Origin of the sequence: Glaciecola sp. SC05 (assembly GCF_041380235.1) — a bacterium.
GTDB lineage: Bacteria > Pseudomonadota > Gammaproteobacteria > Enterobacterales > Alteromonadaceae > Glaciecola.
Genome location: NZ_JBGIYY010000001.1, coordinates 283,207 through 308,629, shown reverse-complemented (window position 1 = coordinate 308,629; position 25,423 = coordinate 283,207). Strand labels below are relative to the sequence as shown.

General features: G+C 42.6%; 24 protein-coding genes and 1 other RNA gene. 8 read left to right on the top strand and 17 right to left on the bottom strand.

Going from position 1 to position 25,423, the window contains the following annotated elements; translation table 11 throughout:
* Nucleotides 1-22 precede the first annotated feature (22 nt).
* The 9 genes from AB9H30_RS01335 to AB9H30_RS01295 form a co-directional block, all read right to left on the bottom strand.
* Nucleotides 23-1,297: a tetratricopeptide repeat protein gene (locus AB9H30_RS01335; protein ID WP_371192793.1), complete on the bottom strand. Its 1,275-nt coding sequence runs from the start codon at nucleotides 1,295-1,297 to the stop codon at nucleotides 23-25.
* A 2-nt stretch (nucleotides 1,298-1,299) separates the two neighbouring features.
* Nucleotides 1,300-1,914 (bottom strand): energy transducer TonB, encoded by a 615-nt coding sequence (locus AB9H30_RS01330; protein ID WP_371192791.1) that lies wholly within the window; start codon nucleotides 1,912-1,914, stop codon nucleotides 1,300-1,302.
* A 1-nt stretch (nucleotide 1,915) separates the two neighbouring features.
* Complete coding sequence (locus AB9H30_RS01325; RefSeq protein WP_371192790.1) at nucleotides 1,916-2,317, bottom strand: ExbD/TolR family protein; 402 nt, start codon at nucleotides 2,315-2,317, stop codon at nucleotides 1,916-1,918.
* Between the two features lie 11 nt (nucleotides 2,318-2,328).
* Nucleotides 2,329-2,853 carry a MotA/TolQ/ExbB proton channel family protein gene (locus tag AB9H30_RS01320; RefSeq protein WP_371192789.1) on the bottom strand — a complete coding sequence of 175 codons (525 nt, stop codon included), beginning with the start codon at nucleotides 2,851-2,853 and terminating at the stop codon, nucleotides 2,329-2,331.
* Between the two features lies 1 nt (nucleotide 2,854).
* Nucleotides 2,855-4,213, bottom strand: coding sequence for a MotA/TolQ/ExbB proton channel family protein (locus AB9H30_RS01315; protein WP_371192788.1), 1,359 nt, complete (start codon nucleotides 4,211-4,213; stop codon nucleotides 2,855-2,857).
* A 6-nt stretch (nucleotides 4,214-4,219) separates the two neighbouring features.
* The gene (locus AB9H30_RS01310) at nucleotides 4,220-4,984 is read right to left on the bottom strand and encodes a DUF3450 domain-containing protein (RefSeq protein ID WP_371192786.1); all 765 of its coding nucleotides are present in this window, start codon (nucleotides 4,982-4,984) and stop codon (nucleotides 4,220-4,222) included.
* A 201-nt stretch (nucleotides 4,985-5,185) separates the two neighbouring features.
* Nucleotides 5,186-7,000, bottom strand: coding sequence for a putative 2OG-Fe(II) oxygenase (locus AB9H30_RS01305; RefSeq protein ID WP_371192784.1), 1,815 nt, complete (start codon nucleotides 6,998-7,000; stop codon nucleotides 5,186-5,188).
* Nucleotides 6,984-7,892 (bottom strand): class I SAM-dependent methyltransferase, encoded by a 909-nt coding sequence (locus AB9H30_RS01300; RefSeq protein WP_371192783.1) that lies wholly within the window; start codon nucleotides 7,890-7,892, stop codon nucleotides 6,984-6,986. Before AB9H30_RS01300 ends, AB9H30_RS01305 begins: the two co-directional genes overlap by 17 nt.
* Before the next feature lie 112 nt (nucleotides 7,893-8,004).
* Nucleotides 8,005-10,896, bottom strand: coding sequence for a TonB-dependent receptor domain-containing protein (locus tag AB9H30_RS01295; RefSeq protein ID WP_371192782.1), 2,892 nt, complete (start codon nucleotides 10,894-10,896; stop codon nucleotides 8,005-8,007).
* A gap of 239 nt (nucleotides 10,897-11,135) precedes the next feature.
* Between AB9H30_RS01295 and AB9H30_RS01290 the strand changes: the two genes are divergently transcribed.
* Nucleotides 11,136-11,408 (top strand): late competence development ComFB family protein, encoded by a 273-nt coding sequence (locus AB9H30_RS01290; RefSeq protein ID WP_371192780.1) that lies wholly within the window; start codon nucleotides 11,136-11,138, stop codon nucleotides 11,406-11,408.
* A gap of 85 nt (nucleotides 11,409-11,493) precedes the next feature.
* Here the strand turns inward: AB9H30_RS01290 and ffs are convergent.
* Both ffs and AB9H30_RS01280 read right to left on the bottom strand, forming a co-directional pair.
* Nucleotides 11,494-11,590, bottom strand: an RNA gene (ffs, locus tag AB9H30_RS01285) — signal recognition particle sRNA small type.
* Nucleotides 11,591-11,689: 99 nt separating this feature from the next.
* Nucleotides 11,690-12,739: a Glu/Leu/Phe/Val dehydrogenase dimerization domain-containing protein gene (locus tag AB9H30_RS01280; protein ID WP_371192779.1), complete on the bottom strand. Its 1,050-nt coding sequence runs from the start codon at nucleotides 12,737-12,739 to the stop codon at nucleotides 11,690-11,692.
* Nucleotides 12,740-12,979: 240 nt separating this feature from the next.
* On the opposite strand from AB9H30_RS01280, the gene AB9H30_RS01275 reads away from it, so the two are divergent.
* Nucleotides 12,980-13,438, top strand: a complete 459-nt coding sequence (locus tag AB9H30_RS01275; RefSeq protein ID WP_371192777.1) for an Lrp/AsnC family transcriptional regulator — start codon at nucleotides 12,980-12,982, stop codon at nucleotides 13,436-13,438.
* Between the two features lie 14 nt (nucleotides 13,439-13,452).
* Here AB9H30_RS01275 and maiA read toward each other — a convergent pair whose 3' ends face one another.
* The 6 genes from maiA to pspA form a co-directional block, all read right to left on the bottom strand.
* Nucleotides 13,453-14,106, bottom strand: a complete 654-nt coding sequence (gene maiA / locus AB9H30_RS01270; protein WP_371192776.1) for a maleylacetoacetate isomerase — start codon at nucleotides 14,104-14,106, stop codon at nucleotides 13,453-13,455.
* A gap of 34 nt (nucleotides 14,107-14,140) precedes the next feature.
* Complete coding sequence (tyrR, locus tag AB9H30_RS01265; RefSeq protein WP_371192774.1) at nucleotides 14,141-15,694, bottom strand: transcriptional regulator TyrR; 1,554 nt, start codon at nucleotides 15,692-15,694, stop codon at nucleotides 14,141-14,143.
* A gap of 215 nt (nucleotides 15,695-15,909) precedes the next feature.
* Nucleotides 15,910-16,710, bottom strand: coding sequence for a phenylalanine 4-monooxygenase (gene phhA / locus AB9H30_RS01260; RefSeq protein WP_371192772.1), 801 nt, complete (start codon nucleotides 16,708-16,710; stop codon nucleotides 15,910-15,912).
* Between the two features lie 443 nt (nucleotides 16,711-17,153).
* Nucleotides 17,154-17,603, bottom strand: coding sequence for an envelope stress response membrane protein PspC (gene pspC, locus AB9H30_RS01255; protein WP_371192771.1), 450 nt, complete (start codon nucleotides 17,601-17,603; stop codon nucleotides 17,154-17,156).
* Nucleotides 17,600-17,839: an envelope stress response membrane protein PspB gene (gene pspB, locus AB9H30_RS01250; RefSeq protein ID WP_371192769.1), complete on the bottom strand. Its 240-nt coding sequence runs from the start codon at nucleotides 17,837-17,839 to the stop codon at nucleotides 17,600-17,602. Before pspB ends, pspC begins: the two co-directional genes overlap by 4 nt.
* Before the next feature lie 89 nt (nucleotides 17,840-17,928).
* Nucleotides 17,929-18,639 (bottom strand): phage shock protein PspA, encoded by a 711-nt coding sequence (pspA, locus tag AB9H30_RS01245; RefSeq protein ID WP_371192767.1) that lies wholly within the window; start codon nucleotides 18,637-18,639, stop codon nucleotides 17,929-17,931.
* Between the two features lie 225 nt (nucleotides 18,640-18,864).
* Here pspA and pspF point away from each other — a divergent pair, with 225 nt between their 5' ends.
* Genes pspF through AB9H30_RS01215 form a run of 6 tightly spaced genes read left to right on the top strand, consistent with a single transcriptional unit; the run spans nucleotide 18,865 to nucleotide 25,337 of the window.
* Complete coding sequence (gene pspF, locus AB9H30_RS01240; RefSeq protein ID WP_371192766.1) at nucleotides 18,865-19,965, top strand: phage shock protein operon transcriptional activator; 1,101 nt, start codon at nucleotides 18,865-18,867, stop codon at nucleotides 19,963-19,965.
* Nucleotides 19,965-21,587 carry an ABC transporter substrate-binding protein gene (locus tag AB9H30_RS01235; protein ID WP_371192765.1) on the top strand — a complete coding sequence of 541 codons (1,623 nt, stop codon included), beginning with the start codon at nucleotides 19,965-19,967 and terminating at the stop codon, nucleotides 21,585-21,587. Before pspF ends, AB9H30_RS01235 begins: the two co-directional genes overlap by 1 nt.
* A complete protein-coding gene (locus AB9H30_RS01230) occupies nucleotides 21,584-22,615 on the top strand; it encodes an ABC transporter permease subunit (RefSeq protein WP_371192764.1) in 1,032 nt (343 codons plus the stop codon). Before AB9H30_RS01235 ends, AB9H30_RS01230 begins: the two co-directional genes overlap by 4 nt.
* The gene (locus tag AB9H30_RS01225) at nucleotides 22,602-23,495 is read left to right on the top strand and encodes an ABC transporter permease subunit (RefSeq protein ID WP_371192900.1); all 894 of its coding nucleotides are present in this window, start codon (nucleotides 22,602-22,604) and stop codon (nucleotides 23,493-23,495) included. The genes AB9H30_RS01230 and AB9H30_RS01225 overlap by 14 nt, the downstream gene beginning before the upstream one ends.
* Nucleotides 23,495-24,538: an oligopeptide/dipeptide ABC transporter ATP-binding protein gene (locus AB9H30_RS01220; protein ID WP_371192763.1), complete on the top strand. Its 1,044-nt coding sequence runs from the start codon at nucleotides 23,495-23,497 to the stop codon at nucleotides 24,536-24,538. The genes AB9H30_RS01225 and AB9H30_RS01220 overlap by 1 nt, the downstream gene beginning before the upstream one ends.
* The gene (locus AB9H30_RS01215; protein ID WP_371192762.1) at nucleotides 24,531-25,337 is read left to right on the top strand and encodes an ATP-binding cassette domain-containing protein; all 807 of its coding nucleotides are present in this window, start codon (nucleotides 24,531-24,533) and stop codon (nucleotides 25,335-25,337) included. The genes AB9H30_RS01220 and AB9H30_RS01215 overlap by 8 nt, the downstream gene beginning before the upstream one ends.
* The last annotated feature ends 86 nt before the right edge of the window (nucleotides 25,338-25,423 follow it).

Below are 25,423 nucleotides of genomic sequence, written 5' to 3'. Positions count from 1 at the left end.
TAAAAGATGATTTAAACCTAAGCTACAGTCTAATTCCTCTATTTTTTGCCTTCTCTTGAATATAGGGCATCCAAGCTGTGGCATTTCGTCTAAGCGATGGATCTTTCTTCGCTTCTTCGGCATGCTCATATGCCTTACGGAAATTACCGGCATAAAAATTAGCTTCCATAAGTGAAAAATGAACTTTTCCTTCTTCAGCTATATTTGCATCTAGAGCGGCATTCAATGCTGCAATTGCGCCTTTATAATCTTCCGCAGTCAGCAATAATGCACCTTGCTTACGGAAGTTGTCAGGGTCATTTGTCAGTCTACCCGCTTGCTCATAGTACTTAGCCGCTTCTTTATGCGCTTTGGCCTGATGCAGAGTGTTAGCAAGGTTGGCAACCGAGCTACCATCATCCTCAATCATCCCTGCTTCCATATACTTCTTGTGAAGTTCAGCAGACTTGAATGGAACATCATTCGATGCATATAACTGGATCAACGCTTTATACTCAGATTTTTTGGTCAAAAACCCTTGTTTATAGGCAAGAGCGAAAGTTGATAAGGCAGTGCTGTAGTCTTCAACTAACATGTAGAAGAAACCAAGTTGTGTCCACCAGCTTTTTTCTTCAGGAAACAGTTCAACCAATGTCTCAACAGTTTTAACCGCCGCTGGATAGTTTTTAGTTTCATGATAAGCATTAACTTTCAAAGCATATGGATTTTTATCTGGCTTCTCTGCTAAAGCAATAGCTTTGTCCGCCGCGATAATAACTTTGTCAAACTCTTTTGTCTCTGTGTAGCCTTTTGCAATTTTTGTATAGGTCATTGCATCTTGCTTACAGGTAAACTCCATCCACTTTTCGTACCACTTAATTGCGTTTGCATACTTTTCTTCTTGCAAAGATAAGTCGCCATTCAGCTTCATTAAGTCAGCTTGATCACGATCGTTCAACACATTACGGTTTGCAGCGGCTTCTAAAAGCCTGAGCGCTTCTTCCTCGTTATTCCCGTCCATCGACACTAAAATTTGCCCTAAGAAGCGCTCAACAGAAGCTCTGTCAAAAGGTTCTTTTGGTTCGATGTCGCGGAGTAACGCTACCGCATCGTTTAGACGCTCTTCGTTATATGCTTCGAAAGCTGTTTGAAGTTTCTTACCCGTTCTTTCACCTAGAAGTTGAGTCTTCGGTTGAGAATACCCGGGGCAAAGAATAGGTGCTTCTTGTTGCGCTTGCACGACAGAAGAAGCGGTTCCAATCAGTAATAGAGAACACAGCGCGACAGATTTTTTAAGTTGAATATTTAAATTTCTCATAATCAATTTCCTGCCAAAGTGAAATCAAGTCTTACTTGCAGACCAGGTTGCATCTGCGCAACGCCATCAACCACTTTCGGGCGATACTTCCATTTACGCAACGCACGCTTGGCTTCACGATCAAATACTCGCTTCGGATCAGCGTCTAAGACTTCAACGTCAGTAACACCGCCAAGAGTATCTATTGTAAACGATAATAGCACCCAACCCTCTTTACCGTCGCGAGCTGCGTCTGGCGGATATTTTGGATCTATACGAACGATAGGAGTCGCATCACCGTCTCTCATCATATCGCCAATACCGCCAATGCTCACACCTACGTTTCCAGTATCAACACCAGGAATGTTCAAACTAAATCCATCAGCGTTCGCTTCTGCAGTGTCTGGCTCAACCATTTCTACCTTTGGCGGCTCTTGTGGAGGCGGTGGAGGCGGTGGTGGAGTACGAATACGCGTTTGCGCTTCATCGTCTGGTTTGGCCATTACGATATCAATAACTGGAGGGGGCGGCGGTTTCTCGCCAGGTGAACCCGTGTTTTCGACTAGCTTTGCCATTACTACAAAAAGAGTAAATGCAATACCAGCGCCTAACAATATGGATACTAGGAATCTTACCATCTTATTCGCCTCTCACTGCTACAGCCACGCGATCAATACCTGCAGCCTTCACTTGGTCCATCACCTCAACCACTAAGCCATGTTTCGCTTTTAGGTCTGCTTGAATAAACACAACGTCAGTCGGCTGCTCTAACAATAGTTTTTCGAGGTTAGCGCGAACGGCCTCTAGAGAAATCTGTCTCCGATCCATCCACACATCGCCGTCTTCGGTGATCGCAATAAAGATGTTTGCGTTTTTGTACTGCACCGCAGTCACACCGTCGGGTTTATTAACCTCAATACCTGCTTGTTTAACAAACACGGTTGTTACGATAAAAAAGATCAACATGATAAACACGATATCGAGCATCGGTGTCATATCAATTTGTGCATCTTCATCCGGCTCTCTTACTTTACGTCCCATAACAACCTCTTTTAATGATGTGGCAAACTATCAACCAGCGACTCTTTCAACATCTTCGCTTTAGCCTCAATTCTTGAGCTAAAGAACAATCCTGAAAGTGCTGCAACCATTCCCGCCATTGTTGGGATAGTTGCCATTGATATGCCTGCGGCCATCAATCGTGGGTTACCTGTACCCTGAGTTGACATGGTCTCAAACACACCAATCATCCCAGTTACAGTACCTAGTAATCCTATTAAAGGACACATTGCCACTAAAGTTCTAATAATAATCAAGCGAGCTTGTAAACCATCAGAGGCTTGTGAAATCCATGCATCACGAATTCTATGCGCATACCATGATGTAGTATCTTTCCTCGCTTCCCAATCGGTAATAATTTTCTTTCTTACACCTGGGAAAACAGAAGTTAGATACCAATACCGCTCTATCATTAACGTCCACATTAAGAAGAGCGCGCCGGCAACGAAATACAAAACGTTACCGCCGGCTGCGATGAATTCCCTGACAGATTCCCATAATCCAATCAGGAATAACATATTATGCTTTCTCCGTTTCAGCGTGCTGGGCAATTATGCCAGCAGTCTGCTCATCTAAGATATGAACGATAGACTTCGCACGACCAGCAACAATACTGTGCATTAGGATTAGCGGTAGAGCCGCAATAATACCCTGTGCAGTCGTTACAAGTGCCATTGATATCGAACCAGCCATGATGCGTGGGTCACCCGTACCGAACAATGTAATTTGTTGGAAGGTTGCAATCATACCCAGTACCGTACCCAATAGACCTAGCAGCGGAGCAATGGCAGCAAATATTTTTATGATATTGATGCCGGCTTCTACGCGCGGTAACTCTTTGAGTATGGCTTCGTCTAGCTTCAACTCTAAGTTTTCAGAATCAGCGGTTTTGTTTGCTTGATACACCGTCAATATACGACCAAGAGGATTGCTGTTAGAAGGATTATCAATGTTGTTCAACTGTGCTCTCATTTTTCCGCCAACAGCAGTCAAAGAGACAATTTTATACAAACCAATCAACAAGCCGATGGCCAACATAAAGGTAATGATATAACCAACAATACCACCTGCATGGTAACGCTCCATGAGCGTCGCTTTTTGTTTGAAGAGCTCTAAAATCGCGCCTCGTGAAGGATCCACAAATGTCGCGACAATACCGCTTGTAGCACCAAGTAAGTCTTGCGTAGAAGATACTTGAAAGCTTTCTGGTTGACGCCCTAATGGCTGAACTTTGTTGTCTTCATCATTGAATGATAAGTAACCCGCTTCACCCACAAGGTTAAAGGTACCGATACGGATGACTTCTTGAGTACTAGAACCGCCGTTTAGATCTACAACTTCTGTCGAAAAGCGTGCAACTTTTCCAGATTCAGTCATCTCGGTTTGTAACGCTAACCATAATTGCTCGAGCTCGGTGATGTTTGGAAGGCCTTTTGAATCTTGCGCCATCTCTGCTAGGAAGGTATCGCGACCTGGGTACTGGGCGCTAACGATAGAAGTAGAAATTACACCATATGCATCAGCAGAGGCTTGACGTACTACACCAAACATTTCGCCTAATGTTCCTGAGGCTTGGTCTAGCTCTTCTTCTTTGTCAATCAATGTCTGTTCGTTTACACCGAATTGTCTAGTTAAGCGATCTCCGCGATCTTCTTCCGCTTTTAAGGTTGCTTGAGCAGTTCTAAGAAGCGCTTGTTTATCAGCACGGTCGTCTAAAAACTCACGCTCACGCGCTTCGTTGATACGTTGCTCAGAAACTCTATCTCTTTTAACTTGCTCAAGTAACTGATCTAGTGTTGTTGGTGCCTGTGCATTTGCAAAACCCGCTACCAAAGCAATGGATGCTGCTGCGACAAGTGTCTTTATTGTTGTTTTCATTAACCCTTACTCCGCTGCTTTGATTGGTAATTTGATAAGATCTTCTGGTACTAAGCCCTGCGCCATGCGCACTGCTGTAATAACCGAGTCAAGATACTCACCACCTAGTTCTTCCCATGAACGTGAATCATTGTCCCACGCATAGGCTGCTGATTGATCCAAGGTTAAGGCCATAACTGCTGTGCGACCTAGATTAAAGAAATCAACAGAAATATCCTGCCCACCTACATTGATGGTGCCATCGTAAGATTGGATAGTACGACCGTATTGATTTTCGATTGAGTAAGCGTCTAGTACTAAACGGAACTGCTCAGAAACAGTTACATCTGAACGGGTCATAAGAGTACGAAGTCTTTCGACACGAGCAAGGCGCTCTTCTAAGTTGATTGGCACGTCAAGGTTAATAAACTGCTCTAAGCTGTCTATCATTTTATACATTAACGGAACAATCTTTTGTTTGGTGTCTTCGATTGAGTCTATTTGACGCTGCAAAGAATCGATAGCGCGTTGCTGGTCAGCTACAAGACCGGCAAGATAGTCATTGTATATTTTCAAGTTTTCAGTTTGATCAACGACACCGCGGTATTCAACCAGCAGTTCTTGAGACTGTTCAAACAATCCATTGATTTTTTCTTGTGATTTTGCGGCAGCAACCTGAATTTTACGTTCTTCATTCTGTAAATTTTCAAGTGGGCCTGCGTATGCGACGCTGCCTGCTGACAACGCAAAGGCGCCGATCACACAAGAAGCTATTTGAGTTCTCTTGCTCATTTTGGACATATTCCCAACCGTTTATAGTCTATTAAAATGCTACAAATGACATACCGTCACTGCACTTATTATTATTCAAAGTTTTGCCCCTTTTGCGCAGGGCAATACACAAATACTCACAGGATGTTGCATAAATGTCAAGAAGTGAGAACTCTCTATGCAGAAAAACTTTTATATGAATATCAGTTTTTTGAAATTTACTTAGGTTTTGCTGTACACAATGTCGCAAGCAATAGAGAGTCGAAGGGAATTTTCTTCAAAGGGAACAGTACCATGCCACAACATCGAAGGAAAAAGCACCAATTTTCCTGGGGTAGGTTTGACTTCTTTTAGAGGAGACAATCCTAAACCATTATTTGCCAAATTAGGAACGCCCACTTGAAAATATCCTTGATTATCGACATCAGTTAGATTTGGCAGTGCAATATAACACGCCGAACTTAACCACCCCATTGGGTGTACATGATGATTATGAAAACCACTTTGTTTCAAAGCAACCGACCACGAACCACTAAATTCGGTCTTCTTTTTCTGCCAAAAACCGGGGTACAACTGCGGCAAATGTCCCTTTTGCTCAATATATGCGCGCACTGCTAATTGATATTGAGCCTGAATATGCGCGAGTAAAGGATGGTCGATATCAAAAAGATTACCGCGCGTCTGCGTCCCTTTATGCAGTGTTTGCTCTAAAGGCTGCTCTTTTGAACTGTGAAGTTCGAGTAAATAAATTTTCAATTCGGCTAGGTAAGAGCTTAACGATTGACCTTCTGGTGGCTGAATTTGATATTCAAAAAGATAGTTTTCAAGGCTACCAAAGGGATAACTCAATTGAGGCAGCAAACGCGAGCAGGTGTGCAATAACGCCAATAACAGTTGATCATCTGGATGCACTTTCAACAACTCAGTTATGTGCCTGTATACACCCTCGACAGCACCTGCCTCAAGCAGGTATTCAAGAACATCTAATTTATATTGAAGCTCAAGCGAAGGCTCTCTTAGAGCGATATTGAGTGCGCTTTCATTATAGGTGTAATCTTTCATTTCCCGTTTTATCGCAATATCTGCAACGTCACAATACGGGCTATTTGGAAACAAATGTTGCATCTTTTGTAATATTTCTTGTGCACTTTCACGCTGTTTAATTCGCAAGCGTTTTTGAATGTAATCAAGAAAAACCTCAACGGGAGCATCTGTGTTAGAGGAAATAGCCCTCTCATAAGCTACAAACATATGGCTTGCTTGACCACTTTCCCACATCAAATCACACCAGTTGAGCAAGGTTTCTCTAGCAATAGGATTCATTTGCAACGCTTTAGAATAATACTCTAGCGCAATATTAGAAGCTGATTGATCACTCAGCGCATTCGCATAGTTATGAAAAAAGGCTTCCGATCTATGACCTAACTTTTCGACCTTCTGATAACATTCGATAGCCAATGAAGATTGACCATTTAAGCGGTATGCCAAACCTAAGTCATGAAGTGTCGCAATTTGATTTGGTGAGATGGATATTGAGTTAAGCAATATATCAATCGCTTTTGAATAGTTTTGCTGCTCTTTCGCTAATTTAGCCTCTATCAGCATAAATCTAGGATTACGTGCAAAATATGCTCGTCCCGTTTCTAACACAACACCTACTTCGTTTAAACGCTTGAGATCAAGTAGTAGGGACGAATAGTTAAGATAGGGATCAATATAATCGGGCTTTAGTTTCAAAGACAATTCATATTGGTTTTGGGCGTCACTAAGTTGGCCCATTGCCTTATAAACATTGCCTAGTGAATTCAAAACATGTGCTTGGTTTGGCTCTATATTGAGCGAGCGGTGAAGATAGTTAATAGCTTGTGCGTGGCGTTTTAATCGATGCATTAATGCGCCTAATAATTGCAAAGTTTCATAATTATCACTCTGCAAAACTAAGCTTTGTTTATAACAATTCTCAGCTTCTTCTAAATTACCACTTTGATGATAATGCAGACCTTGCTGCATCCATTTTGCACTATCTCTGTTTAACACCGATAATTTCCCATGCTGCTGGCGGGTCGCCGGGGCGCAGATAAAAAGGTTCGGTACTCAGTATAGAGAGGCCTTGCTTTGACAATTTCTTTGAAATTCTGTCAATGTCGCTTGTTCCTAAGGCTGCGTTATGCATCGACTGCAAACGCTCAATGTTCTCAGCGGCCTGCTTTCGCGCAACATTAATCCAGTCTATAACGGTCTTATGTTCATAACTATTATAGCGAGACAGTAGCGCTTTAATACCGCTATAAAGATGCGCATGATGCCCTTTAGGGACTTTGTGGCAATAATCCGCTAGTACTGGCTCAATTTTCATAAAAAGTTTAACTGCATGCTCTACCTTAAGCTTATCGTCTATACGAAAAGCATTTGCAACACTTTGAGCACGATTTAAGAAATCAGTTCGTTGAACTAAAAGAAGACCGTTAAGATTCTGCTCGGTAACATTATCTACGACACCTCCTCTGATGTGACTCAAAAACACACACTTAGCACCTGTTTTTAACAAACGTGGGACTTGGCAGAAACCTTTATCACCTAAATATTCAATACCGAATTGACTCACTACACCATCAAACTGAGTGTCCTGTAATGTATTATCATTCAAAAATACAGAGTGTGTTTTGACACTTGGCATATCAGCATTCAGACGCTCTAAAGCGTCTTGTGAGATATCGAGAGCATGGGCGTCATAATCCGCAATATTCGATACACAGCGATAAACCGCACCAGCCCCGCTCGCAATATCGAGCACACTAGCACCCTCTCCAAAACCTGTAATATGCTTTTGCCAAAACTGCATCAGGGATGCATGTTTGTTGCCTGTATCATCTGTAAAAACATCAGGCTGCAAATTATCTTGCTGCCAATATTCCAGCCACTTATCCATAATTACCTGACTATAATTTTCATCGAGTTATCATACTTTTTTTCGGACCATTTTCATAATCCAAAAAAAAAGAGAGCCTAAGCTCTCTTTTTTGATTCAGTTAAGTTCTTTCTTAGAAAGAAGCTCTGAAACTTACATAGTAAGTACGACCGAATACATCATAAGTTGCTGGGTAAGTATTAGCTTGTTCATCGTTGTCACCAATTACTGGTGGAGCTTCGTCTAACAAGTTATCAATACCAGCAGTTACGCGATAAGTATCGTTGATGAAATAAGTACCCGCTAGATCAAAGTAGCTAGTACCGTCAATCTTATCAACCGTAAATACAGTGTCTGGATCGTCATCGTTTACTTCGCCAACATAACGCCATAATAGCTGAGCAGTGAAATCATCTGTTCCATAGCTAAATGTTACGCGATGCTTGTACTCTGGAGTAGGTTCACCACAATCTGCACCAAAGTTGCCCGCACATTCAATAGCCGGTTCACCTGGACCAGGGAAGAAGTCAGACGTTTCAGTGTAAGTACCGATATAGTTCACACTTACATCGCCACCCATCATTTCAGTATCGTAGCTTGCAATAAGATCGATACCGCTAAGTTCGATAGATGCGATGTTTTGAGCTGCGCCTTCAACGAAGTCAATTGAACCATCTGAACGACGATTTACCGCATTACAGAATGGACCGCCAACACCGCCACCGACTGCGCCTGCAGTATAACATGTAGCAAGAATGTTGTTAGTACCACCACCAAATGCACCAACTGCATCGTCGATTGAGATATCGAAATAATCGATTGAGAATGTAAACTCTTCAGTCACGTCATAAACGATACCAACTGTAAGCGTTTCGGCCTCTTCTTGCACTAGGTCAGGGTTACCACCACTGATGGTACGAACCTGTCCAGATGCTGGGTTGATAGCAGCAGAAAACACAACATTTGAAGGTACACCAGTTGCTTGACATAATTGACGCAATGCATCAGTTTGGTCTAGGTTACCGTTACCAGCGCATGGATCTGAAGCACCAGGGAAACCTTCGCCACGTGGAGCAAACAATTCACCGATGTTAGGAGCACGTACCGCTGTGTTAAAGCCAGCTCTGAAACGGAATGTTTCAGTTGGCGCCCAAATACCAGCAATCTTGTAAGAATCTACAGAACCAGCAGTTGAGTAGTCTTCTGAACGATAAGCTAAATCAAGTTCTAATAAGTCTGCGAACTCAACGTCACGCAAAATTGGAACTTTCATTTCGATAGACAGACCAGAAACTGTAAATCCACCGGCTAAGCCAGGAGCACCGTTAAAACCAGCGATAGTACCAGCCGCTAAATCCTGTGAAGGTAAGAACTCGAAGCTTTCTTGTCTATGCTCGTAAGCAAGACCAATAGCGATCGGACCACCCGGAAGTTCGAAGTAGTCTGATGAATCACCACCAAGCGTTGCACCAAAGATTTTTTGCTCGAACAATGCAGTTGAAGCAACGGCAGTTTTTAAGAAATCTGCAGCACCTTGTGAAATATTACCTTCACCGAAGATGTTCATTGGCACACAGCCACTTGTTGCACCATTCGCTGATGTATCAGCACAAGATGGATTGCCATTTGCGTCAAGGATAACTTGGCCATTTGCATCAGTAGCTAATAGAAGCGCCTGATTAAAGCGGCCTCTGTTTACGTTACCAAGTTGCGCAGTAGAGTTGTTCACTTTACCTGTTTGGTAGTAAGCATCATAGAACCAAGGAGTATCACCAATATCACCCTTGATACCTACTTGGAACTGGAATGAAGTAAATGCATCTTCAGAACGACGTGGACCAACTTCTTCTAAACGACGACGCACTAATGCACGAGCTTCGTCATCAATACCATCACCATCAGTATCAACACCCAAGCCAATACCGTCAGAAATAATCTGTTGTGCAGCAGGTGTAATAAATGGGCTACCGTCTAAGGTAAAAGTAGACGTTTCAAAAATAGGCGTTGGTGCTAACTGAGAAGGCACTCGGCTGTCAGTAAACATTACACGACCATATAATTCCGAAGTATCTGAAATTTCATATGAACCTAGAGCAGTCGCTTGGTGACGCTCTTGTGGTAACTGAATATAGTTCACAGGTGCATAGTTGTAAAAATCATTTACTTGACCTGAAGAAACGAATGGACGAACGCCACCGTCTTGGCCGAATATAATACCACCGTTACCAGAAAACGAGTTAAAGCCACCGTTGAAGATTGCTGTTGCTGGAACACCAGAAGAACCACCTGGCTCCAAGCCGCCATCACCATCATCAAACAATGCGGTTGCAGCAAAGTCACGATCACCTTGGAAAAGGTCTGAGCGGTCAGTGTAAGCAAGGTTGAATACTACGTTACCTTTACCGTCAGCGAAGTTACCACCAACTGTAAAATCAGCGTTGAATATTTCAGCATCGCCTTCTTCTGTAGTTTCGTAACCAGTTTGAACTTCAACGCCTTCGAAATCGTCTTTAAGGATGAAGTTAACAACACCAGCAACCGCGTCAGAACCGTATACTGCCGAAGCACCACCAGTTAAAACTTCAACGCTTTTGATAAGAGCTGTAGGAATTGAGTTAATGTCAACTGCGCCGCCAGCAGTAGTAGGAACTGCGCGCGTACCGTTGATTAGAACTAGTGTTCTGTTTGTGCCTAGGCCACGTAAGTCTACAGTAGCTGTACCGTTACCTGGGTTGTTAGACGTTCTGTCTAAACCAGGAACAACTTGTGGCAAGGTGTTAAGTAGTTGTTCAGTGTTCACAGTAGCGGTTAATTCAAACTGCTCTTGACCAACAACCGCGATAGGCGCTGCTGATGCAAACTCTGCTTGACGTAAACGTGAACCTGTTACTTGGATTTTTTCAACTGACTCTTCTGTTGCGCCACTCTCTTGAGCAAGTGCAGAACCAGTGAAACCTATTGTAGATGCCGCGCCGAAGGCGCAAGCAATCTTAACTGCTTTCGCTAATTTAGTATTTGTAAACATTCATGTCTCCCTAGACATTATAATTTTTATCAATTATTTATTGATTTTATGTCATGAGCTTTCGCCCAGTCGCCATACTATATACGGTATTGCAAGCATTGGTCAACATACTGTCGCTATATAAACCAGTGTTTTTTGTCAACACGTGTCAGTAGCTGTAATAAAAAGTTACAAATAGTCGGCGCTTGCCGATAAATGGAAGGGTAAAAGCATTTATCGCTATGTTAAGGAAATATAAAGTGAAATTAGACGATGACATACATAATTACTACGAACATTTAGTCTTAGAAAAGCTCATAACGCTAGAATTAGGTAAAACAAAAAGCGATGATTATTTAGCAGATTTATCTTGCTTAGTTCTTAACCAACTGCCGCCAAGATACATAAGGCATGAAGTCGATATGGCCTTTTACTTGCCAGGGTCGGAGCGCCAACAAATGGAAATGAATGTTATTCAAGCGATCCGTTCAGCTGTTGACTATCTTGACGCGCACCCTAAAAAGGCCATGTGAGTCTATTATCTAAGCTAGTAATGCAAAGGAACACGCAGCTAAACAAGCGCGTATAATGTGCAAATATCGAAAGGAATTAGGTGGCAAACCCCAGCCGCTTCCCGGCACATGAGTCCCTTAGTGTGGCTGCTCCCTTCCGGGCCTGACCAGGTTCCTAAGTTATCATTGCGGGAGAACCAGGGTTCACCATAGAAACGAATTAGCAAATCTCGCAAAAGGAGATTCTAAACACGCGACGCGCATTATGACGATTTGTGCATAGCCTTGCAAGCGTCGGCAGCTTAGTGTCTGAACTTTTCTTCTGCTATTTGATTTGCAACCTGCTCAGTTGGCTTATTTAACTGGCGTGACCGAGTTAATATTTGTGTGACAGTTTCGCCTATCTGTTCTAATTGGCTGCGCATTTTTTCAGCGGTGCTTTCGTTTCGCTGATGAAATATATCGATAATGCCACCTGCGTTAATAACATAATCAGGAACATAAATAATGCCGCGCTCACATAATTGCTCACCCATATCCTTTGACACCAACTGATTGTTGGCAGCACCCGCAATAATCCCAGCGCTGATCTCAGGTAAGCTGTGCGCATTAATAGCACCGCCCATCGCACAAGGCGCAAAAACGTCTGCAACGACCTTATGAATATCCAAGGGATCAACAACTTGAGCACCAAACTCTTGTCGAGCGGCTTCCACACCATCACTGAAAATATCAGCCACTATAAGTTTAGCTCCTGCATTGTGCAGATGTCTTGCAAGACGCAAACCGACATGACCCAGTCCCTGAATTGCAATTTTTTTGCCCTGCAAGTCGGAACCTGTAGCGAATTTAACCGCGGCTTTTATTCCGACAAATACTCCATATGCCGTTGAAGGCGCAGGATTGCCATCAGCAGGACTGCCATCATATGCAAATTTTGCTGAGGTTCCCGCCACATGATGACTCTGTGTTGCCATATATTGCAGATCTTGTACTGATATTCCTGAATCTTCAGCAATCACATATTGCCCTTTGAAGGTATCAACCGCCCTGCCCATTGCATACATAAGCTCTTGAGTTTTATCTTGCCTTGAATTGCCAATGATTACGGCTTTGCCTCCTCCTTGGGGCAGACCAGCGATGGCTGCTTTGTAGGTCATACCTTTTGCCAGTCGCAGTACATCGGTTAGTGCGTCCTGGGAGTTTGCATACGGCCACATTCTGCAGCCGCCTAAACTTGCGCCAAGTTGGGTGTTATGCACTGCGATAATGGCATCTAAGCCAGAAATCGGGTCGTGAAAAAATGAAACCTGTTCATGCTCGTCGAAATCTGGATGCTCAAACACTGACATGCTGCCGCCTTTAAAGTAGGACTGTTTAGACTAAACTGTCGAGCATGTTATATGATATGGACGAGGACGTGTATTGCAATAACACCTGATTAACGAAATTAAATGTTAAATATATGTTTTTATTACTTCGCCTTTCTAGGATATACATCCTATAATATAGACCAATTTAAAAATCATAGTTTCTTAGTATCAAGCCATTTGGTGATCGAGAGCCTTTTATCTAGTGATGATTAATAGCATATGAAGTTAGACAAATTTGATCGGGAAATTTTGCGAGTCATGCAAAGAGATGCCACTGTCTCAATGGCAGAGCTCTCGCAATATGTTGGACTATCTCACACACCCTGCTGGCGACGGGTAAAGCGGATGGAAGCTGACGGAATTATTCGTCAAAAAGTTACCCTGCTCGATGCTAAAAAACTGAATTTGGGTGTATCGGTGTTTATTTATGTCACCCTGAAAAATCATGACGGTGACTCATTGACAAAATTTGAAACTGCCGTTCAAGATATCGATGAAATTATTGAGTGCCACACTACCAGTGGCGACAAAGATTATTTGCTAAAAGTGATTGTTCGCAGCATTGAAGAATATGAAATTCTGCTAAAAACTAAGCTCACAAGTCTCCCGTTGGTAGACCATTTAAGCTCAACCTTTGCCTTAAAGCAGGTAAAAATAACTACTGCGTTACCTATTTAAGCAGTCTCTTAATACTAAGTCGCGTCACTTTGATTTTCCGGCGAGGCATTTTGAAATGCCTCAAGCGCCAAGCAGTTATTATATATCTTTTGAATCATTGGAAAAGCCGACATATCAACACCAAACCTCTGTGCATTGTAAACTTGCGGCACAATACAAATATCGGCCAGCGACACTTGATAACCGTAGGCAAACTTTCCTGCCCTAGTTTTAATTTTAGCCGATAATGCTTTAAAACCCTCGGTAACCCAATAGTCCACCCACTGCTTGACCTGTTCATCACTGGCGTGATGATCAAGCTTTATTTTATTCAAAACTCGAAGATTGGTCACTGGCTGAATATCGCAAGCTATATCCTGTGCCAGCATACGCACTCTAGCTCTGTCTTGAGCATGTTTGGGAAGTAACTGAATATGCTCCGGATACTGCTCGTCTAAATACTCGATAATCGCCAGCGACTGGCTTAAGGTAATATCTGCATTGTCATCAACAAATGTCGGCACAAGTTTGCTCGGATTTAGGCGTTGATACTCTTCGCTTTTTTGCTCACCGCCATTATTAACTAAATGAACAGGGATATATTCATAGTCTAATTGTTTTAGGTTAAGCGCAATGCGTACTCTGTAGCTTGCAGATGAACGCCAATACCCGTATAACTTTAAGCTCATGTCACTTCTCGATTTGTGTATGCCCAATACCAGTCTAGTACTTTACTGTGCTTTTGTTAATACCATATTCACGCAGCTTGTTTGCGATAGCGGTGTGGCTTAAGCCCAGCTTTCTGGCCAGTTGTCGCGTACTTGGATAAGACGGATACAAGCGTTTGAGCATATCTCGTTCAAACTTTTTAACTTCTTGCTCTAAGGTGCCGTCAAAGTTTTCGTCTATATATGTAACGGTCGCACTGCACGAAGGAACTTGTATTGCTTCTTTTGTAATTTCTTTGCCATCAATCAAAGAAATGGCTCGGTAAAGGGCGTTCTTTAACTGCCTAATATTTCCAGGCCACGGATAGCCCTGTAGATACTCAACGCAGGACTTACTTAGTTTAGGCACCTGTATCCCAAGCTTTTTGCTATGTTGCAGCAAAATTCTATTGGCCAATGACACGATATCAGCCTTACGCTCTCTAATCGGCGGCACAACTAACGACAAAACATTCAAACGATAATACAAATCTTCTCTAAACGTACCGTCTTCCACGCAGTCTGCAAGCTCTTTGCATGTTGTACAAATGATTCTGCAGTCGATGCTCTTTACTCTGCTATCACCGACCTGATGATAGGTGCCATATTCAAGTACTCTAAGCAACTTAGCCTGCAGTTGGGCAGACATTTCACTCACTTCATCTAGCAATAAAGTACCACCAGAGGCTTGCTCGAAAAGCCCCATTTTGCCTTCTTGTTGATTAAAACCGCCAGACGCATAGCCAAACAGCTCAGTTTCAGCAACATCATCTGGTAATGACGCACAGTTAAGAGTCACGAACTCTCCCATGCTTCTTCGACTGCTATCATGGCAGGCTTTTGCAATTTGCTCTTTGCCCGTGCCGGTTTCACCCGTAATCAGCATATTGCCGTCGAGCTCAGACATTCGTTTTGCCTCACGTACCACTTTTTTCATTGCCGTAGAGTTTGCATCAAAGGCATCAAAACTATTGCTGGCGCTGCGATGAAACACCGTTAACTGTTGCCCAAGACGAACCTCTGATTTAAGCATTACAACTGCCCCCGCAAGTATTGCTTTATCTGAATCAGGTACGTCAACCGGCAACAAATCTGCAATGTAGTCTTGCTCCAGAAATTTCACACGTTGGGTTTGTGCATAAATTTCCTTGCCCTCTAGCCACTTTGTAAAATTAAAACCGTCGAGTACGTCATCAATGTGTAAATTGATAATTTCTTCTCGCGGCAGCTCTAGGCCACTTATCACAGCGTCATTGAAAAGAATGATTTTGCCTTGAGTGTTTATTGAAAACACGGGGTCGGGCAATGTCTGAAGGAGTGCCCGAAGTTGATTTCGTTCCAGTTGAATAGGCATAAATGGCGTTGTTTTGACATCAGTTATGCCGTCAACTCTACGCAATTTCTGCATTAACACCTGAAAATCAGTAAATTCTATCGTCGGGAAATCAAGATATATCTTACCCAAAGCGTCAATTTCGATACCTCGTAAATCGATATGATAGTCGCTTAATATGTCGAGTACATCTTGAGTAATCCCCAAACGGTCTTCACAATTTATCTCTAAACGCATAACCTTCTTACTCCTAGGACTCGCAAATTTGAGGGACCCTCGTTGCCTCTAGGTCACCGTTGTAAACATATATTTACCTGTATAGCATTAAGTACGCGACTGGAAATGGCTAGATCACCGTTTGAAGGCTGAATAATATGACATTTTTGTAATGTTTGAATAAGCGTAAAGGCATTTGTTTGGAGCCTTTACGCTTGTGTTTCAGAGCCGACGGTTTAACTGGCTTGTTTTAACTTTGGTGGGAACATGGGTTCGTATAAACCCAAAGCTTTTGCTTGTTCGACCAATGCCATTACATCAAGCTCAGCAAGATCGAATAGACCATTAAAGTGATTGAGTATGAAATATACCGGCTGCATAATGTCGATGCGATAAGGGGTTCTAAGTACATCCAAAGCCTGTAAAGGCTTATGAACCGGTATTCCACTCTCTAGAGCATATAAGGTTTCGCCAGGGGAAGATAAAATACCCCCCCCATAAATTCTTAGCCCTTCATCAGTTTGAACCAAACCAAATTCGACCGTAAACCAATAAAGGCGAGCCAAAAACCCGCGGTCTTCTTTATTTGCCGCCAATCCTAACTGGCCATATGTGTGCGTAAAATGGGCAAAAGCCGGATTCGTCAATAAAGGGCAATGACCGAATATTTCATGAAACACATCCGGCTCTTGCAGGTAATCAAACTCTTCTTCACTACGAATGAATGTGGCAACTGGAAATCGCTTATTTGCTAATAGCGTAAAAAACTCTGTGAAATTGATCAGGGCTGGAACCGCTGCAGTCGTCCATCCTGTGGTTTCCATCAATATTTTATCAATATCGGGCAACTGCGGGATAGTATCAGAGGGCATATTCAATAATTTAAGACCCTGCATATATTGGCTGCAGGCACGGTTATTCAAAAGGCCAATTTGTCGCTCGTATAATCGCGCCCATCTATCGTTCTCTTCATCACTCCACTGAATATAACCGGTTTCATTTATGCTTTTTGAAACATATTTCGTTTGCTTTGACATACAACTCTAACGCTAAAATTAAACACGTCTTCATGTTAATCAAAAAGGGAATTTAAAGAGAGATCTCGCAACCCAATTGAAGTGGTAAGACCATTACCTTTTGTATTCTAATTTTTACAAAACTTCTCTATAACGCTTTAGAAATAATAAAATTTTGAGAGTACATCTTAAAAGCTAGCCATTTATTAAAGGCAAACAGAAAGGAGAATGCTCAGAAAGAGCTGTTTATTTCGTCAATCGTAAATTTGTTCAACATTTAGGTTTCTTTAGAAATAATATATTCAAAATCAAACACTAGTCGAAAAGAGCTCTAATAAACAACCATTACCTTATTAGTGACCAAAAAAACTATGAAGCACAACTTCTGCCTATGTTAGATAAAATAAACAAACACAGGTCAACTTAAATAGGAGTTTGTGCCTCATAAACGGGAACGTTAATTTTTACAAGCGGTTAAGTTCGCGATTCAGTTGAAATTCTTTGCTAGTGACATAGCTTTCCAACTTACGTAGACGATTTTCGCTGCGATTAAAACGTTGTTGAATGTTAACAAATGCCTGTTTCGGCGGCATTCCTGCTTGCCATACTTTAGACTTAACACAGACTTTTTCAGTGCTGCTGGCATTTCTATAGCCTTTGCCCGAGAATGCATGACCGTCTGTCCCTGATGCCGTAAACCCGCTTGCAGAGTCTTCTGCAGGTTTTTTGTCAAGTATCAACCAAGCCGCAATGTAACATACAAAAATAAAGGTACCTGTTGTTAGCAAAAACGCGGTGATGGTAACGATTCTGACCAGCCATACTTCAACTGAAAAGTAATCTGCTATTCCAGCACAGACGCCAGCAACCTTTCCTCGTGTAGGGTCTCTGTACAAGGTCTTTGACTTAATCATGCGCGCTCTCTCCAGCTAGGTGATTCTGAGTCTAAAATCGCTTCTAAGGTTTTAATACGCTCAGACATCTGCTCTTCTTTCGTTGCTAAATCTTGCAAAGTCGCGACCTCTGTTGAGGTTAAACCCTGGCTTACCTGTTTCTTGCTGCGATAGTGCAATATCAGCCAGATTGGAGCGACAATTAACATAAAGAGTATCAGCGACGTTCCACTTAGTATTACGAACATCTCTCCCATTATATTTCTCCCTTATATCGTTTAAATCGAAAGCGAGCTTTCAACTAAATTACCAATTAGTATGAAAGCTCAATAGTTTTGACTCAAGCTTACGCTTTTTTAGTCTTCGCTTTTACTTCCGTCACGCTTGCTGTTTTCGTATTTTTGCCCTGCATTTTTTGTTTTAATGCGGCTAGCTCGTCCTCAATTTTGCCATCTGCTTCGAGGCTGGCAAATTCATCCCTTAACGAATGTTTGCCGATATCGTAGGCTTCAACTTGAGACTCTAAATCGTCAATTTTACGCTCAAACTGTTCAAATTTGCCCATAGCAGCATCGACAGTGCCTGAGTCCAGGCGCTTTTTCACCTGCAGTCTAGAGTTTACTGTGTTTTGACGCATGATAATGGTTTTTTGACGACTTTTCGCGTCGGCTAACTTGTCTTGTAGCTGACCGGTTTCACTTTGCAACTTGGTTAATTCATCTTCGATGATTTGTAACTCTTTACCAAGTGTTTGTGCAGCATCAGCGGCTTTTGATTTCTCTTGAAGAGCAGCTCTTGCTAAATCGTCACGATCTTTTGAAAGTGCTAATTCTGCTTTAGACTGCCAGTTATCAGATTCGTCTAATAACTTGTTAATTTGATGTGACACGTCTTTTTTCGCGGCGATAGTTTTTGCAGATGCGCTGCGCACTTCGACTAATGTGTCTTCCATTTCTTGGATAATTAAGCGAACCATTTTTTCAGGATCTTCTGCTTTATCTAAGATCGCATTGATATTTGAGTTGATAATATCGGTAAAACGTGAAAATACACCCATGGTATGTTACCTCTTAGTTTATAAATAAAATCGATTAGTAAGAATTACTTAATTCAATTCGTTAGTTCTTACCCAAGTATATTCAATTAACCTGCCAACTTAGCAAAACCAAATAAGTACATGTTTTTTATGATATTTATATTTATTTAAAAAGCTTTGGGCATTCACCTACTAATAAAGTACACTACTATTTAGTCGATTTGACTAACTAATAAGGGATCTCTCGTGGCTGTATTTACCAAAACCGATAATCTTATCGGTGAAGCAAATTCCTTCCTAGAAGTACTTGAGCAAATATCCCAAGTTGCCCCACTTGATAAACCTGTTTTAGTTATAGGCGAACGTGGCACAGGAAAAGAGCTAGTGGCAGCTCGATTACACTACCTATCAAAACGTTGGGACCAAAATTACGTAAAATTGAACTGCGCCGCGCTCAACGATAGTTTATTAGAGAGTGAGCTGTTTGGTTATGAAGCTGGCGCATTCACTGGCGCGAGTAAACGGCGTGAAGGTCGTTTTGAATATGCCCATCAAGGTACCATGTTTTTAGATGAGTTAGCCAATACCTCTGCCTTGGTGCAAGAAAAGCTCCTAAGGGTAATAGAGTATGGAGAATTCGAACGCGTCGGTGGCACCCGCACGGTCAAAGTCGACGTACGATTAATTGCTGCCACCAATGAAGATTTACCCACCTTAGCTGAACACGGAGAGTTTAGAGCAGACCTTTTAGACCGGCTTGCTTTTGATGTAGTAACCATTCCACCATTAAGAGAGCGCAGAGAAGACATCATGATGCTAGCTGAACACTTTGCCATTAATATGGCAAGGGAGCTCAAAATGGAGTTATTTAGCGGGTTTAGTAAGCGTGCCAAAGAAATACTGCTTGACCATCACTGGCCAGGCAACATACGAGAACTTAAGAACGTGGTAGAACGCTCAGTTTACCGAAACTCGCCTCACTTGCCTGTGCACGACATTACCATTGACCCCTTCGAATCGAAGTTTAGGCCTCAAGGCAGAACGAAAGCACCGACTGCACTATCTCATCCACCACCCACGCCGGTCGCAGTTAACAGTAGTTCTGCAGACGAAATCGTCGCTTCTACTAATCCTCAAAAACCGTCTGCGCTGGTAAAACCTGCTCTTACGTTCCCCTTAGATTTGAAGCAAGTTTCACAGGACTTTGAGGTGGACATGATTAAGCAGGCCTTGAAAGAATCGCAATTTAATCAGAAAAAGACTGCAGAAAAACTGTCGTTAACCTATCATCAGTTAAGAGGATATCTCAAGAAGTACAATTTACTTGAAAATAGTGACGCAGACTAATGCAACATAGTGCTTTTTTACCCCCCAAACTAATATGCTTAGCAATGGTAAGCGTGCTAATGTTTGGCTGTGGAAAAAAGCAACGTCATGATGTCGACGCTATTACCTTTTGTTCTGAAAGTAACCCAGGTTCATTTAATCCGCAGCTCGATACATCTAGCACCACTGCAGATGCATCTGCCCATCAGATTTATGACCGCCTACTAGAATTCAATCCAACCAATGGCTTAATCGAGCCGGGTCTCGCTAGTAGTTGGTTGGTCAGTGAAGATGGTCTCACTTATACCTTTCAACTGCGCCAAGGCGTTGCCTTTCATAGCACGAACTATTTTACACCAATGCGGACCCTAAACGCTGATGATGTATTGTTTAGTATTAATCGTTGGCGAGATGCTAATCATCCCTATCACGATGTAAACGGAGGCAGCTATCCCTATTTTGATAGCTTGCGTTTGGATCAACGTTTAAAAAGCGTCGAGCGGATAAACGGGTATCGCGTAGAAATCACCTTGTTTACGCCAGACAGTTCATTTTTGGCTAACTTGGCTACCGATTTTGCCGTCATATTATCCGCAGAATATGCCTCAAAATTGATGGACATAGGTCGCCCTGCAGATTTAGATCGTTTGCCTATTGGCACCGGTCCTTATAAATTCAGAGAGTTTCGACAAAACCAATATATTCGTTTTGAGCGCCACACCGACTATTTTCTGCCTACCTCGGGTCCACAGCATCTGATGTTTGATATCACTGCTAAAAGCAGTTTACGTATGGCCAAACTGATCACTGGCGAATGCGATGCTGTCGCGTTTCCATCACAAAGTGACTTAAGCGTTATAGAAGAGCGGACCGATTTAACCCTCTTAGAAAAACCCGGCCTGAATATCGGATTTTGGGCGTTCAATACCAGCAAAGCACCATTTGATAACCCTAAAGTACGTCAAGCCTTGGCATTAGCCGTAGATAAAACATCCTTGCTTGATGCCGTCTATTTAGGCCAAGCAACACGCGCTAAAAGCCTGGTGCCCTCTGCTTCTTGGGCCTATCAATCGAATGCTAAAGAATATGGGTACAATCCGGTAAGAGCGCGAGAGTTATTAGATGAAGCAGGCGTCCCTTATAATTTCGCGATGAATGTTTGGGCGATGCCAGTGCAGCGGGCATATAACCCAAACGCTTTAAAAATGGCTCAGTTGATAAAAAGTTATTTGTCTGACGTTGGGGTTACGGTCAATATCGTGAGCTATGATTGGAATATTTTTAGGGAAAACTTGCGACTGGGTATGCATGATAGCGTGCTCATTGGTTGGAATGCAGACAATGGTGACCCAGATAATTTTTATCGCCCGCTGTTAACTTGCTCGGCCATCCCTTCAGGAACCAATCGAGCCATGTGGTGCAACCCACAGTATGACGCCTTGGTTGACCAAGCCTTATTAACCGACGATTTTGATAAGCGAACAGCCCTGTATCATCAAGCAAATGAACTGATTTTTGAGCAAATGCCATTGGTGCCTATCGCCCATGCACTGCAGTATCAAGCAGTACGCAGCGATATTTACAACCTTAAAATAAATCCATTCGGCGGTATCCGCTTTGACGATGTGGAGCGTATTAAGTGATTAAGCTCTTTATTCGCTACCTCAATCTGATTGTGATCACCATATTCACACTGATATTTTTGTCGTTTTTATTGCCCTTTATGTTTCCCGGCGATTTGTTGAGCAATATCTCTGGAATTGTTCCGCAAACTAATGAACAAAGGCTTGCTCTTGAACACGCCTACAAACTTGACCAATCCATTTTTCATCAGTTTGGCTTCTATATTGAAAGTTTGCTCAATGGCAATTGGGGCGTCAGCTTGGCCGATCAGGCAACGCTATATAATGAAGTCCGTATTGCTTTTCCAGCGACCTTAGAATTAGTTTGCTATGCGCTTGTAGTATCTATCGTCATTGGTATCCCTGTTGGGTTTATGAGTGGTTTAAAGAATCACAATCCGATCGATTTTTCAGTCGTGACCTTTTCGATGGTGGGTTATTCGTTCCCAGTATTTTGGCTGGCGCTAATATTTATCACCATTTTTTGTCTCCAGCTAGAATGGCTTCCCATATCCGGACGCGTAGACTTGTTATTTGATATTCCTGTTGATACTGGTTTTTTAATTATCGACATTGCTCGCTCAAGTATCGAAAATAAACATCAAGCCTATATGGACGCGTTACAGCACTCAATTTTGCCAACTGCATCGGTAGCCATAGTCACCACTGCCTTATTTGTGCGCTTTACTCGCCGAAGCATCATGGATGTAATGAACAAAGATTATATTGTTGCCGCGAAATCCCGCGGCTTTACTCAGAGCCAAATCTTTTTCAAACACGGTTTGAAAAATGCGCTGTTGCCCATCTTGCCTATTTTGGCCCTGCAAATATCGACCTTAATTACAAATGTAATGATTATCGAAACGATTTTTTCGTGGCCGGGGATCGGCCGATGGCTTATTCAAGCAATTTATCAACAAGATTACCCGGCTATCAGAATTGGCATGTTAGTAGTTTCACTGTTCGTTATGTCAATGACAATAACTATTGAGTTTATTACCCGTGCTATAGACCCTGCACGTGAGCGAGCTGAAAGTGCAGCGCTTTAATCTTTATCAAGAAGAATATCACCCCTCGCCTTTGGTCAATATCTGGTTAGAATTCAGGCGCAGTCATATTGCACTAAGCGGATTTGTGCTGTTAGTGTTGTTTTTAATTATTACGGTATTTGCTCCGCTGCTGGCGCCATACTCTCCAGAGTTACAAAATACCAATGCTATTTTATTGCCGCCAAGTTGGGAGCCGAACGGCACGATCGCTCACCTTCTGGGCACCGACGGACTCGGGCGAGATGTATTTTCAAGGCTTTTATATGCTTGCCGAACCACGTTTGGCAGTAGCTTAGTGATTGTTGCTATTTCGGTGTTCATTGGAGTAGGCGTGGGAGCTTTAGCCGGGGTTTTAAGCGGCTTGCGCTCGAGTATTGTGAATCATCTATTTGATTCTATTATGTCAATTCCGACCTTGCTCATTGCTATAGTCATGGTAGCTATTTTAGGCACCGGTTTGTTTAATGCAATGATGGCCATAACATTGGCATTGATCCCACAATTTGTGCATCAAACCCGAACTTATGTGCGCAATGAACTGCAAAAGGACTATGTTTTACTAGACCGGTTGGATGGCGCATCTTCACGTCGAATTTTTATATTTTCAATATTGCCGGGCATGGTTGAACTCATCGTTGTGCAAGCCACAATCGCTTTATCGGTGGCGATTATCGACATTTCAGCATTAGGCTTTTTAAGTTTAGGGGCGCAAGAGCCCACCATTGAGTTAGGTGCAAGCTTATCATTGGCCCTAGATGTTGCATACGTAGCACCTTGGTTAATTATTTTACCGGGCATGTGTATATTTTTGATGATTTTGAGCATCAATGTGGTTGGTGAGGGTTTACGCTCAGCCCTCAGAAATAGGCTGCATCACTAATGGCATTATTGGAAATAAAAAACCTGACACTGTTTATTGATACCGGAAACGCCACGGTTAAAGCCCTAGAAAAAGTCAATTTGGTACTCAATGAAGGTGAAATATTAGCTTTGGTCGGTGAGTCTGGTTCAGGCAAAAGCCTCATTGTTAGGTGCATAATTGGTGCCATTCCCGATTATTGGTCGATTAAAGCTGACCGCATTACTTATGCAGGGCAAGACCTTTTAAACATGTCTTACGAACAACGTAGACAAATTATGCGCAGAGAAATTGCGGTGGTATTTCAGGAGCCAACTTCGTCCCTAGACCCTTCGGTTACTATTGGTGAGCAGCTCGAAGAGAGCATACCGGATGAGCTCATTAGCAAGGGGTGGTTCTGGCAAAAAAATAAGCAGCGCCGGCAAATTGCCATTAGCTTAATTCACAAAATTGGCATTAAAGAACATCAAAAGTACCTCTCAGCATATCCACATGAAATCCCAAAGGACGTCAGTCAGAAAATCATGATTGCTATGGCGCTGGCGTCGGAGCCAAAGATATTAATTGCCGATGACTCTACTCGCGGTATGGAAAGCACGACTAAAATACAAATATTGAGGCTGTTGCTAAAACTTAACAAAACTAAAAACTTGGCAATACTGTTTGTTAGCCATGACCTTTTAGCCATTACCAGCGTGGCGCACTCCATGACCGTGTTGTATTGTGGGCAAACCGTCGAGTCAGGGCGGGTTAAATCCTTACTGAAAAGACCCCTGCATCCTTACACTAAGGCTCTACTAGACAGTGCGCCGAGTTTTCAGGTGTCTTTACCCACTAAATCACCACTGGTCGCGCTAGAGGGCACGATACCGACCTTGCAACATTTACCGGCTGGTTGCCGTTTGGGTCCGCGTTGCCCAAATGCTCGGAAAGAATGCGTTCAAGTTCCAGCGCCAAGGGCCATTCAAGATCATACCTACAGCTGTCATTTTCCGCTGCATCTCCCTGAGAAGCTTTCTCACCAAGCGCAACGCATATCAAAAGGCATTGGCGGCGATGAATAAAATACTCTCTGTAAACAATATAGAATACACGCACACCATAAAAAGCGGATTATTTGGCTCGTTGCAAAGCTTTCAGTTAGGGCCAATTAGTTTTGATATGCACGAGGGCGAAACCATTGCGATCATCGGCAACAATGGCTCAGGTAAAAGCATGTTAGCCAAAGCATTGGTGGGCGCGGTGCCCTTAAGCTCTGGCACAATCGATTTATATAACAGTGAAGCAAGTGATCAGGCAGTGCAAACGAAAATCCGCACTCGTGGTCAAGATATTCGCTTAATCTTGCAGCATAACGCTGACGCTTTGAACCCGTCGCTTTCAATTGGCAGTATACTCACTCAAACTTTAAGCTTAAATACAGATTTTGGGGAAGCCCAAAAGCGCGAAAAAATTGAAGAAACGCTCGTTAAAGTAGGACTGTTGAGAGAGCATTATTACTATTACCGGCATATGCTATCAGACGGACAACAACAGCGCATTGCGATGGCAAGAGCCTTGTTGCTTGATCCAAAGATTATTGTGGCAGATGAACCTTTCGCGGCCCTCGACCCTTCTGTGCGCTCGCAAACTATAAATTTAATACTCAAGTTGCAAAATGAATTAGGACTGGGTTTTGTATTTATTTCACATAACATTGGTATTGTTAGGCATATCAGCGATCGCGTTTTGGTTATTGATAAGGGAAAGATTATCGAGCAGGGTCTTACGTCTGAAGTATTTTTAAATCCACAGCAACCCGTCACTCAAAAATTGATTCAGTCGCACTTTTCTATGGTAGAGAAACATTTTGCTCGGCTGTAGGTTATATTTTTGAAATGTTTTCCATCTCATGCCAGCAAACCCCTTCACTAAACTGAAAACGTAAAAAAGCCAGCGATTAAGCTGGC

Coding starts and splice junctions, on each gene's coding strand:
- AB9H30_RS01335 (WP_371192793.1), bottom strand. CDS start 1,297: ATGAGAAATTTAAATATTCAACTTAAAAAATCTGTCGCGCTGTGTTCT.
- AB9H30_RS01330 (WP_371192791.1), bottom strand. CDS start 1,914: ATGGTAAGATTCCTAGTATCCATATTGTTAGGCGCTGGTATTGCATTT.
- AB9H30_RS01325 (WP_371192790.1), bottom strand. CDS start 2,317: ATGGGACGTAAAGTAAGAGAGCCGGATGAAGATGCACAAATTGATATG.
- AB9H30_RS01320 (WP_371192789.1), bottom strand. CDS start 2,853: ATGTTATTCCTGATTGGATTATGGGAATCTGTCAGGGAATTCATCGCA.
- AB9H30_RS01315 (WP_371192788.1), bottom strand. CDS start 4,213: ATGAAAACAACAATAAAGACACTTGTCGCAGCAGCATCCATTGCTTTG.
- AB9H30_RS01310 (WP_371192786.1), bottom strand. CDS start 4,984: ATGAGCAAGAGAACTCAAATAGCTTCTTGTGTGATCGGCGCCTTTGCG.
- AB9H30_RS01300 (WP_371192783.1), bottom strand. CDS start 7,892: ATGGATAAGTGGCTGGAATATTGGCAGCAAGATAATTTGCAGCCTGAT.
- AB9H30_RS01295 (WP_371192782.1), bottom strand. CDS start 10,896: ATGTTTACAAATACTAAATTAGCGAAAGCAGTTAAGATTGCTTGCGCC.
- AB9H30_RS01280 (WP_371192779.1), bottom strand. CDS start 12,739: ATGTCAGTGTTTGAGCATCCAGATTTCGACGAGCATGAACAGGTTTCA.
- AB9H30_RS01275 (WP_371192777.1), top strand. CDS start 12,980: ATGAAGTTAGACAAATTTGATCGGGAAATTTTGCGAGTCATGCAAAGA.
- maiA (WP_371192776.1), bottom strand. CDS start 14,106: ATGAGCTTAAAGTTATACGGGTATTGGCGTTCATCTGCAAGCTACAGA.
- tyrR (WP_371192774.1), bottom strand. CDS start 15,694: ATGCGTTTAGAGATAAATTGTGAAGACCGTTTGGGGATTACTCAAGAT.
- phhA (WP_371192772.1), bottom strand. CDS start 16,710: ATGTCAAAGCAAACGAAATATGTTTCAAAAAGCATAAATGAAACCGGT.
- pspC (WP_371192771.1), bottom strand. CDS start 17,603: ATGATTAAGTCAAAGACCTTGTACAGAGACCCTACACGAGGAAAGGTT.
- pspB (WP_371192769.1), bottom strand. CDS start 17,839: ATGGGAGAGATGTTCGTAATACTAAGTGGAACGTCGCTGATACTCTTT.
- pspA (WP_371192767.1), bottom strand. CDS start 18,639: ATGGGTGTATTTTCACGTTTTACCGATATTATCAACTCAAATATCAAT.
- AB9H30_RS01235 (WP_371192765.1), top strand. CDS start 19,965: ATGCAACATAGTGCTTTTTTACCCCCCAAACTAATATGCTTAGCAATG.
- AB9H30_RS01220 (WP_371192763.1), top strand. CDS start 23,495: ATGGCATTATTGGAAATAAAAAACCTGACACTGTTTATTGATACCGGA.
- AB9H30_RS01215 (WP_371192762.1), top strand. CDS start 24,531: ATGAATAAAATACTCTCTGTAAACAATATAGAATACACGCACACCATA.